This window comes from Streptomyces lacrimifluminis (assembly GCF_014646095.1).
Classification (GTDB): Bacteria; Actinomycetota; Actinomycetes; order Streptomycetales; family Streptomycetaceae; genus Streptomyces; species Streptomyces lacrimifluminis.
In genome coordinates this window covers 191,674-202,136 of the sequence record NZ_BMMU01000015.1, presented here as the reverse complement: position 1 = coordinate 202,136, position 10,463 = coordinate 191,674, and the positions used below count along the sequence as shown (strand labels likewise).

At 68.8% G+C, this 10,463-nt stretch carries 5 protein-coding genes and 2 pseudogenes; 2 read left to right on the top strand and 5 right to left on the bottom strand.

Annotated elements, in window-relative coordinates; genetic code table 11:
• Positions 1–310 precede the first annotated feature (310 nt).
• Positions 311–1,105, bottom strand: coding sequence for a hypothetical protein (locus IEY89_RS22975; protein WP_229695373.1), 795 nt, complete (start codon positions 1,103–1,105; stop codon positions 311–313).
• A gap of 533 nt (positions 1,106–1,638) precedes the next feature.
• Here IEY89_RS22975 and IEY89_RS22970 point away from each other — a divergent pair.
• Positions 1,639–2,584: pseudogene (locus tag IEY89_RS22970) on the top strand (helix-turn-helix domain-containing protein); the annotation flags it as partial.
• Between the two features lie 814 nt (positions 2,585–3,398).
• Here the strand turns inward: IEY89_RS22970 and IEY89_RS22965 are convergent.
• Positions 3,399–4,175 (bottom strand): annotated as a pseudogene (locus IEY89_RS22965) (penicillin acylase family protein); the annotation flags it as partial.
• 111 nt (positions 4,176–4,286) lie between these two features.
• Here IEY89_RS22965 and IEY89_RS22960 point away from each other — a divergent pair.
• Positions 4,287–5,786 (top strand): fatty acyl-CoA synthetase, encoded by a 1,500-nt coding sequence (locus IEY89_RS22960; RefSeq protein WP_189149356.1) that lies wholly within the window; start codon positions 4,287–4,289, stop codon positions 5,784–5,786.
• A 3-nt stretch (positions 5,787–5,789) separates the two neighbouring features.
• Here the strand turns inward: IEY89_RS22960 and IEY89_RS22955 are convergent, their stop codons facing one another.
• From IEY89_RS22955 to IEY89_RS22945, 3 genes are all read right to left on the bottom strand, one after another.
• On the bottom strand, positions 5,790–6,356 hold the full coding sequence (locus IEY89_RS22955) for a cysteine hydrolase family protein (protein ID WP_189149355.1): 567 nt from the start codon (positions 6,354–6,356) through the stop codon (positions 5,790–5,792).
• 117 nt (positions 6,357–6,473) lie between these two features.
• Positions 6,474–8,510 (bottom strand): alkaline phosphatase family protein, encoded by a 2,037-nt coding sequence (locus IEY89_RS22950; RefSeq protein ID WP_189149354.1) that lies wholly within the window; start codon positions 8,508–8,510, stop codon positions 6,474–6,476.
• A gap of 152 nt (positions 8,511–8,662) precedes the next feature.
• Positions 8,663–10,282: an acyl-CoA synthetase gene (locus tag IEY89_RS22945; RefSeq protein ID WP_189149353.1), complete on the bottom strand. Its 1,620-nt coding sequence runs from the start codon at positions 10,280–10,282 to the stop codon at positions 8,663–8,665.
• Positions 10,283–10,463: the final 181 nt, after the last annotated feature.

Sequence of the window (10,463 nt, the reverse complement as noted above, 5' to 3'; positions counted from 1 at the left end):
CAAACCAACGAGCGGACAAGCCACCAGTCACATGATCAACAGCTTTTGTTAGAGCCAGTAAGTCCGGACGCCTCCCGGCATTCGTGCCGGTCGCGAGCGGGGTGACCCTCGGACGCGACACACCGCGATGACGCCTACCCGGACTCCTCTGGGACTCCGGGCGCACTGGGCGTCCTCACTCAAGTCCGGGCACCGCAGGCCGGAGAGGCGTCGCACCCGGAGATGTCCGAGGCCGGTGACCTCTCGCAGCGAAGGTTGAGCATTGTCACCGAAGGTTGAGTGACGCAGGCGGGGCCAGGCGCGCTTGTCGTCACGCACCACGGGCTGCACTCGGCCGCCGATGCTGGTGGAGCAGCCCGGCTGTGCACGCCACGACTGTTACGGCAACGGTGGGTACAACCCATGACGGGAGGCCGAACCACACAGCCGGCAACCCCACGACAGCACAGGTGATCGTCATGGTGATGAGCAGGGGTTTGCCGTACGAGCGCCAGGTAAAGGGCTCGTGGCCATGGGGCCTGGTCATCCGCACCGCCCCCAACCCGATCCCCGTGGCCGCCAGGAGGCCCAGAAACGTGCCGATGGCGACTGTCATCTGTGGTTCGGAGCGGGGTTCTTCGGAGGTCCTCTGCCGAACGCCTCCGTTGCTGACCGTCATGACGTCGCCGCGCCAGACGGTCGCGGTGACCTGGTCTCCCGGCCGGAGTCGCTCCAAGAGCGGCCCCGGATCGCCGAAGGCCACGACCCCGTTCCAGAAGGACGTGCCGGACAAGGTCGCCTTGTAGCTGCCGGATTTACTCAGCTTGTTCTTCGTGCTCTCGACGTTGAAAGAGACCGTACGCAGGCAGTCCTCCCACTTTTTCGCCGTCGCGTCGCCAGGGCACGGCTCGGCCGCCACGTAGTCCTGGTGCCGCCTGGTATCGGAGGGCAGCCACGCGGTGAACTCGAGATAGCAGCCCAGCGCCGGGATCAGGGACAACATGATCAACGCCGAGCCCACGAGCCGCGTCCGGCCCGGAGGCCGCCGTGCAGGTTGGTCAGCACCCGCCGGAGGCAGCGACGGCCCGTCCATCCCGTGGGTGGTGCCCGCGCTCGGCACTGTCATCACTCGTCTCTCCTGGCCGGTACGAAAGTCCCTCCGCCGAAGTGGCGTTCCAGACCCGTCGCCGTAGCTTGGCTCAGCCGGAAGCTGGCAGACAAGGGGCACTCCAGGCAGCCTGAGGTCGCTCGTCCTTTCCGCACCTGGGCAATCGCCCTGACCCGCCCCCGACCGCGCACGCCACCGTCGGCTCGGGACGTCGGCCTGATGGCCCTGATCGCCGAGTCGCTCGAATCGGGCCCAAGTGGCCAAGTTTCCGCTGCCAGTGGCAGCCATCACTGCCATTCTCACGAACACTCGGGGGCCGCCAAGGATGGAGTCCCGAAAACCTTCAAGGAGACCGGCCCTGGGCCACGAAATGTGACCCATGTCACTCAAAACTTCACTGACACCACTCAGCCTTCGCTGCGAGAGGTCAACCGGACACCAACAGCCGCTCAACCTTCACTGAGAACACGAAATTAGATCCGATCGGGTTAAAGGAATGAGTTAAATGTAGGGGGTAATGCTGCTAGTGCTCATGGTGGAGGTAGACGCAAATGGCAACCGAGGAAGAGCTGTTCGCGAACATCGACGCCCTGCTGGAGGAGGAGCCACAGCTCCCGCCCTCGGCGGAGCGCGCCCGCCTGGGTGAGGCCGCCGGCATCACCCAGGCCCGCCTCGCGACCGCGTTGAAGACGTCGACGCAGACGGTCAAGAACTACGAGAACGGCCGCTCCGAGCCGAAGTCGCCGCGCCTGGAGGCGTATCAGCGGTTGCTGAACGGAGGGGCGGCGAAGTACCCCGCTCATGGAGCTCCCGCCGCCGCGCCCGCCCCGGCTCCCGTGCCCCGCCCGGAGTCGGTTCCGGAGACGTTCACCGGCCCGGCTGGTGCCCGAGACGTCCGGGGCGGAGACGGCCCCGGTCCTGGCGCCCGCTGTCGAGGCGGCGCCGGAGCGTCCGGCCACGCGCCCGCTGTCGTCGTCGCGCCGCCCGGCAGGGAAGAAGGCCGCGAAGCCCGCCGTCGACCCTCGGTTCCCGCATGGTCCGCTCGCGGTGCTGGACGGTGACGGCTCCGCGTACGGCGTCGACGGCATCGTGCTCGACTGCCCGGCGACCACCATCCCGGAGTTGGTGGAGTGGACACTGCGCGAGTCCGGCCTCGGGGCTGCGAAGCTCAACCGGTACGGCAAGGACTCCGACCCGCTGATCGTCCTCACCGCCGCGGCCGCGGTGAGGCTGGGGCTGCCGGAGCGCCTGGAGGGCCACGAGCAGCGCCGCTCCCTCCGACTGCCCGAGGACCACCCGGTGGTCAAGGAGGTGGCGAAGGCACGGTGGCAGCTGACGCAGCGCGGGTTCGGCCCGTGGGCGCGCATCTACCGCAAGGCCCAGGGGCGCGAGCGGCAGTGCGTGCAGCTCGCCATCCTGTCCTGGGACGCCCTCGATGAGCGGTCCTGGCCCGGCGTCTCCGAGTTGGAGGCGGCCGACATCGCCCGTGTCCTGGGTAATGACCTGAACCGTGCGAGCTACCGCGCCCTGGTCACCTCCCGACACGCGCTGTCCACACTCCCCGTCCACCGAATCGACCTAGATCCACTGTCTCCCGAGGAATCCGTCGACCTGCTGGACCAGGCACTGCGCGCAGGCAGTGCCGCAGACGACCGTGTCACCACGCAGCGAGTCCAGGCGCTGCGGCTGGGGGAGCTCTGCGGTCGTCTGCCGCTGGTCTTGCGGATCATCACCGCACTGCTGCGCGATGAACCGGAGCGAAGCCTGGCGGGCCAAGCTCGCGATCTGGATGACGCACGTACACGTCTGGACGCCAAGCAGTACGACGACTTGGCGGTCCGGGCCTCGCTCGACCTCTCCCATCAGCACCTGACCGAAGAACAGGCTCGTGCCTTTCGCCTACTTGCCACCGCACCCGGCGCCGACATTGGCACGGCATCGGCGGCGGTTCTGCTGGACAGGCCCCCTGCCGATGGGCGGCGCCTGCTGGCCGAACTCGCCCGCACGCATCTGCTGAGTTCCACATCCGAGCGCTGGTCGATGCACGACTTGATCCGGCTCTACGCCGACAGCCGCAGCACGTCCGACGACCATCACATCGAACGCGCCGAGGGAATCGAACGGCTCTACAGCTACTACCTGCAACTGCCCGGGATGCGAGTACCTACCTGGACACCCAACGGCCGGCGCAGCTGTCTTCGGTCTTCGCCGACCGCGACGCCGCCCTGGACTGGCTGGAAGGCGAGCGGATCAACCTGGTGGCCACCGTCGCCACCGCTCATGCCCTCGGTGCCGACACCGTGGCAGTGGGCCTCGCCTTCGCCGTCGTACTGCCGTTGAACGCCACGGCGTTGGAGCCCATGTCGGAGAGGTCGAACAGCTCGCGCGCACCCTTGGCGGCGGCAGCGGCGTTCGGGAGAGCCGACCTCGCTGCTGTGGTGGACGCTGCCGGGGGCTGCGCGGCGGTGATCGCGTCCACGAGGCCGCCCTGCCCGCCGAGCACCGCGAGGGCGTAGGCGCGGGTGGCCACGTCGAGACCGGTGACCGGGCGGACCCAGGCTGCGCCCGCACAGGCCTGGTCCTTGACCCGGTTCTGCCTCAGCCAGGCGTTGTAGCCGGCCGCCCAGCCGTTCATCAGGTCCTTGACGGCCTTGCTCGGGCCCTGCGGCGCGGGCCGGGAAAGCAGACGTTCGACCGTGCCGTTGTCCCGTACTCCACGGAAGTACAGGTCGTTGGAGAGGTTGTCGGAGGCGTCGGAGAGCGAGAAGTCGGTCTCGGCGCCGGGGCCGAACCAGCGCGAGCGGTCGCCGCGCAGGGTCACGAAACCGTCGGCGAGCACACACACCTGGTCGGCGGCCTGCGCCCAGCCACTGCCGAAGCCGAGGTTCGTGTAGTCCTTCGCGACGATGTGCGGGATGCCGTACTCGGTGTAGCGGATCACGGCGGAGAGCCCGCCGTGGGACGGATGGTGCTGTGACGCCTGCGATGCCGGTGACGGACCGCTCTGCGCCGTGGCGGCGGGCAGTGCCGTCGTGGCGGTGAGTAATGCGGCGGCCATGACGATCAGCCGTCTCAAACGGGTGCGCATCGTGCCTCCCAACGTTATTGAGGGAAGGAGCGGTTGAGCGTACCAACGGGTATGTTCCCGGCTCCCTCCGGTGCTTGACCTTGTTCGGTGACCGAACCAGGATCATGAGCTATGACGGAGCAATACGGGAGCACGGTTGACGGGGTGCTGCGGCGCAGCGCCCAGCGCGTTCCGGCGCGGATGGCGGTCGAGTACCGCGAGCGTGCCTGGACGTACGAGGAACTCGACGAGGCCGTCTCCCGTGCGGCGGGCGTACTGCGGGCCGAAGGACTGACCCCCGGCGACCGGGTCGGCGCCTACGGCCACAACTCGGACGCCTATCTGATCGCCTTCCTCGCCTGCGCCCGCGCCGGACTCGTGCACGTCCCGGTCAACCAGAACCTGACCGGCGACGACCTCACCTACCTCGTGCAGCAGTCCGGCAGCACCCTGGTCCTGGCCGACCCGGACCTCGCCGCCCGACTCCCCGACGGCGTACGGACGCTGCCGCTGCGCGACGCCGACGACTCCCTCCTCGCGCGGCTGACCGACACCGCGCCCCACGACGGTCACGAGTCGCGCACCGAGGACCTGGTGCAGTTGCTGTACACCTCCGGGACCACCGCGCTGCCCAAGGGCGCGATGATGACCCACCGCTCCCTGGTGCACGAGTACCTGAGCGCGATCGCCGCACTCGACCTGAGCCCCGGCGACCGGCCCGTGCACTCGCTGCCCCTTTACCACTCGGCCCAGATGCATGTGTTCCTGCTGCCGTATCTCGCGGTCGGCGCCACGAACGTCATCCTCGACGCACCGGACGGCGACGCGATCCTCGACCTCGTCGAGGCCGGCCGGGCGGACAGTCTGTTCGCGCCGCCGACCGTGTGGATCGGGCTGGCCAACCGCCCCGACTTCGCGACCCGCGACCTGAGCGGACTGCGCAAGGCGTTCTACGGCGCGTCGATCATGCCGGTTCCGGTCCTTGAGCGGCTGCGCGAGCGACTCCCGAAACTCGCCTTCTACAACTGCTTCGGCCAGAGCGAGATCGGCCCCCTCTCCATGGTTCTCGGGCCCTACGAGCACAAGGGCCGGCTGGACTCCTGCGGGCGCCCGGTGCTGTTCGTGGACGCGCGGGTGGTGGACGAGAACGGCGAGGACGTGCCCGACGGCACGGCCGGCGAAGTCGTCTACCGTTCACCGCAGTTGTGCGAGGGCTACTGGGACAAGCCCGAGGAGACCACCGCCGCTTTCCGTGACGGCTGGTTCCACTCCGGTGACCTGGTCGTCAGGGACGCCGACGGCTTCTACACCGTCGTCGACCGGGTGAAGGACGTCATCAACTCCGGTGGCGTGCTGATCGCCTCACGCCAGGTCGAGGACGCCCTGTACACCCACGCGGCGGTCGCCGAGGTGGCCGTCGTGGGCCTTCCCGACGAGCGCTGGATCGAGGCGGTCACGGCGGTCGTCGTCGCGCGCGGCGAGGTGACGGAGGCCGAACTCATCGCCCACGCGCGCGAGAAGCTCGCCCACTTCAAGGCGCCGAAGCGGGTGGTGTTCGTGGACGAGCTGCCGCGCAACGCGAGCGGGAAGATCCTCAAGCGGGAGCTGAGGGACCGTTTCGCGGACTCCTGACCGTCAGCTCCCGTCGGCGGGGGCGAAGGTGGCCTCCGAGGTGCTGACCGTCCCGGCGGTGCGCCCGGGGGCGCTCTGGAACTGCCAGTAGAGGTTGGTGTGCGCGATCACTTCGGCCGGCGTCGGAGCGCCGTACTGCGTGAGGTCCTCCGTGGTGTGGGCGTCGCCGACGAGCGTCACGTCGTACCCGCGCACCAGGCCGCCGTGCAGGGTGGAGCGGACACACGCGTCGGTCTGGGCACCCGTGACGACCAGCCGGCCGACCCCGCGCCCGGCGAGGACGTCCTCCAGCTCGGTGGCCTCGAAGGAGTCGCCGTACTTCTTGTGGACGAGGGGCTCGGTGTCGCGGCGGACCAGTTCCGGCACGTACTCCCAGCTTTCGCTGCCCGTCTTCAGCTCGTCGCTGGAGTGCTGCACCCAGATCACGGGCACGTCCTCCGTGCGAGCCTTGTCGACGAGGGTGTTGATGTTCGCGATGACCTCGTCGCGGTTGTGGGAGCTGTCCACCACGCCGTTCTGGACGTCGATGACGAGCAGTGCGGTGTTCGGGCGGTCGGGCAGGGTCGTCATGGGAACCTCTTCGTCTCCTCGGCGCGAATCCTGATCTCGCCACCTACCCTAGAACCGACCACTGACAACGGACCTGACCTGGCGTTTTCTCCGTCAGTCGGCTTGGCGCGGACGGCGCTACTTCTTCTCCGGCCCGTATGCCGTCATGAAGCGGTCCCGGAACTGGTCCATGCCCCACTCCGGGGCGTCGGCCGCGGGCTTGAGTCCGTCCGTCCAGCCCCAGTCGGCGACGCGGTCCAGCACCTTCGGGTCGCGGGCGACGATGGTGACCGGCACGTCCTTGCTGGTGCTGCCCGCTGTGACCGTGGGGACGGGCTGGTGGTCGCCGAGGAGGACGAGGACGGTGTTGTCGTCGCCGTAGCGCTGGACCCACTGGATCAGGCTGTCCAGGGAGTACTGGACAGCCTTGCGGTACTCGGTCCGCACGCGCTCGGCGCTCTTCCAGACCTCCGTGGGGTTCGTGCCCTCCTCCTTGATCTTGTGGAAGACCGAACCGTCCCCGAGGTCGTCCCAGTCGATCATGTGGGCGATGGGGGACCAGGGGTTGTGGCTGGAGGCCAGGATGATCTCCGCCATGACCGGGTCGCGGTCCTTCTTTCCGTGCTCCAGCTTCTGGAAGGCCTCCAGGGTGAACTGGTCCGGCACCGGCGTCCAGCTGAAGTACGGGCCCTGGTAGCCGAGGTGCGTGGAATCGTAGATGTGGTCGAGGCCGAAGTACTTCCCCTCGGGCCAGGACTTCCGGACGCCGGGGACGATGCCCACCGTGCGCCAGGCGCCGGTCTTCTGGAAGTAGCTGGTGAGGGTAGCGCGGTCACTGGTGGTCACCGTCCGGTACCGCTGCTGGTTCTTGACCCACAGACCCGACAGGAACGTCGTGTGGGCGAGCCAGCTGCCGGCGCCCGTCACGGGTGACCTGAGCCAGCCGCTGCGCGCCGCGAACCCGGCCGACCTGAGCCTGGCGTCGCCGTCCTTGAGCGTCGCGTCGATCTCCGGTGCCATCGCCGGATCGTCGATCGCCACCCGGCCGTAGCTCTCGACGAAGGTGAACAGCACGTCCTTGCCGCGCAGTCCGGTCAGCAGTTGGTCGGACGGGGTGTCGGCGAAGGCGTCGACGCTGAGCTGCTTCTCGAAGACCTCGGCGTCCCCGAGGCCGTCGCGGACGTACTGGACACGGTTGGTGAGGTACTGGGTGTAACCCTTGGTGGCGATCGTGACACCGCCTGCCTGCACGCCCATGGTGAAGCAGGCGATCCACGCGGTGCCGAGGACGAGCGTGCCGCGCACGGCCACGGGGCGGTGCCGGGCCATCAGCTCGGCCAGCCGCACCATCGCGAGCGCGCTCACGACGAGTACGGCGATCAGCAGGACGATCACGCCGATCACCACGAGCACCTCACCCGAGCGACCGAGCGAGTCCTTCAGGAAGTCCGCCGCGCTGTTCAGCAGAATCCAGTCGAAGACCAGGTCGAACGGCCGGGCCAGGGTCTGGTAGAAGCCCATGTCGAGACACTTCAGGACGGTGGACAACCCGAGGAACGCCCCCAGGACGCCGGCGGTGATCCGTCGTGCCTTCGACGGCACCACGAGCAGGACGGCCGCGAGGAAGATCGCCTCGACAGGCAGGCGGAGGAACGAATCGACGGCGATCCGGTCGAGGCGGTTGGGGATGAGCAGCACGCTGAGCACCAGCACACCGGCCAGGACACTCGTGCCCACCCGCACGGCACGGGCGGCGCGGGGGGAACGACGGCGCCAGCCGAACCAGCCGGGGCGGGCAGAGGAGGAGTCGGCGTTGCTCGGGTCGGATGCGTCGGCGGACGCGGAACCGGAGGCCGCCGCCCCGGCGGATCCGTCGTCGGCGGAGGCCGCGCCGGGGACGACGGCCCTGTCGGGTGCCTTCGCGTCCTCCGGGCCGTCCGCCGTGTCCTTCACCGCGGGGTGTGCGCCCGGTTCGTCCGCCTCCGCGGTCGTCGTCGGCCCGGTCGTCTCGTCCGTCGCGCCGGCCGCTTCCTCGTCCGCCGGATCCACGCCCACCGGGGTGCCGGGCCCGGTGTCGTTCACCGCGGGAGCGGTCGGGGCCTCCTCGGCCGGGGTCCCGTCCGATGCGTCCGCGTCCGTCTCCGGCAGTTGACGAGGGGGCGTGTGGTGCGACACCCGTGGGTCCTTCCGTGCGAAGCCGCTGATGGCACGGCGGACCGGGCTCGCAGGGCAGGGCCGCCGACCTCGCGTACGGCCCTGCGTCACCCTCCGTTCAACACCCGGGTCAACCGCGCGCACAGAGTACGCCCGTCGTCGCGGCCTCCCGCCTACCGGTCCGCCCCGACCGCCATCTCCCGGGCCCACCGGTAGTCGGCCTTGCCGCTGGGTGACCGCTGAATCGTCTCGGTGATCACCAGCTGCCGAGGGATCTTGTAACCGGCCAGATGCGTACGGCAGTAGGACTGGACGTCCTCCAGCGAGGGCCGTGGCGCCCCCTTCCGCAACTGCACCACCGCCGCGACATGGTTTCCCCACCTCGGGTCCGGGACGCCGGCCACGAGTGCGTCGTACACGTCCGGATGGGACTTGAGCGCCTGCTCGACCTCCTCCGGATACACCTTCTCGCCCCCGGTGTTGATGCACTGCGAGCCCCGGCCGAGGACGGTGACGACACCCTCTTCGTCGACCGTGGCCATGTCACCGAGCAGGACCCACCGCTCGCCGTCCCTCTCGAAGAAGGTGTCCGCCGTCTTCCGCGGGTCGTTGTAGTAGCCGAGCGGTACGTGGCCGCACTGGGCGATCCGGCCCACCTCGCCCGCGGGCACCGGCTCGTGGGTGGCCGGATCCACCACCTGCGTCCGCGAGTTGACGCGGATGCGGAAGCCGCGCTCGGGGCCCGAGTCCTCGGTCGCCGTACCGTTGAAGCCGGACTCCGACGACCCGAAGTTGTTGAGCAGCATGACGTTCGGGACCAGGGCCTGGAACTCGGCGCGTACCGTCTCCGACATGATCGCGCCGGAGGACGAGACGCTGAACAGGGTTGAGCAGTCCGTGCCCTTCATGGGCCCGTTGAGGGCGTCGATCAGTGGACGCAGCATCGCGTCGCCCACCAGGGACACGCTGGTGACCTTCTCCTTCTCGATCGTGCGCAGCACGTCCTCGGCGGTGAACTTACGGTGGATCACCACGCGTTGGCCGAAGTGGAAGCCGATGAAGGCGGTCAGGGTCGAGGTGCCGTGCATCAGCGGGGGAGTGGGGAAGAAGGTGATCCCCTCACCGCCGGCCGCGACCCGCTCGGCCAGCTCCTGCGGGGACTTGACCGGCTCACCGGTCGGCGCCCCACCGCCCAGCCCCGCGAAGAACAGGTCCTCCTGGCGCCACATCACGCCCTTGGGCATGCCGGTGGTGCCGCCGGTGTAGATGATGAACTGGTCGTCGCCCGAGCGGGCCGCGAAACCCCGCTCCGGGGACCCGGCGGCTTCCGCCTCGGTGAAGGGTACGGCCTCCAACTCGGCTGACCCCGGTGCCGGTTCGCCCACCCGGATCAGATGCCGCAGCTCCGTGGCCAGCGGCCGTGCCGCCGCCACCCGCTCCGTGAACTCCGCGTCGAACACCAGGGCGGCGAGGGCGGCGTCCCGGTAGAGGTACACCAACTCCTCTTCCACATACCGGTAGTTGACGTTGACCGGCACGATCCGTGCCTTCAGGCACCCCAGCACCGTCTGGAGGTACTCGACCCCGTTGTAGAGATGCAGGCCCAGATGCTCGCCGGGGTTTATCCCGCTGTTGATCAGGTGATGGGCGACCCGGTTGGCGGCGGCGTCCAACTCCGCGTAGGTCAGGCGGCGTTCCGCGCCCGTACCGGGATGGTCGAGGTACACGAGCGCCGCACGATCCGGCACCACATCCACGACCGACTCGAACAGGTCGGCAAGGTTGTACTCCACCGCTCCTCCTGACCCCGGGTATCCCTGGCGGTTGTCGGCTCGCCGTCATCAGAGCAAAGGGCGCGTCAACTGTGAAGGGGCGGCGCCGAAGAAATCTGACTACCTGTCAGAAAACCCTTGAAGTGCTTCCTCCGCTCCTGCAACCTGTTCTCGTTCTTTCACCTGTTCTCGTTCTTTCAGA

Excerpts from the sequence above, each read along its gene's own strand:
- IEY89_RS22975 (WP_229695373.1), bottom strand. The coding sequence starts at position 1,105 with ATGACAGTGCCGAGCGCGGGCACCACCCACGGGATGGACGGGCCGTCG.
- IEY89_RS22960 (WP_189149356.1), top strand. The coding sequence starts at position 4,287 with ATGACGGAGCAATACGGGAGCACGGTTGACGGGGTGCTGCGGCGCAGC.
- IEY89_RS22955 (WP_189149355.1), bottom strand. The coding sequence starts at position 6,356 with ATGACGACCCTGCCCGACCGCCCGAACACCGCACTGCTCGTCATCGAC.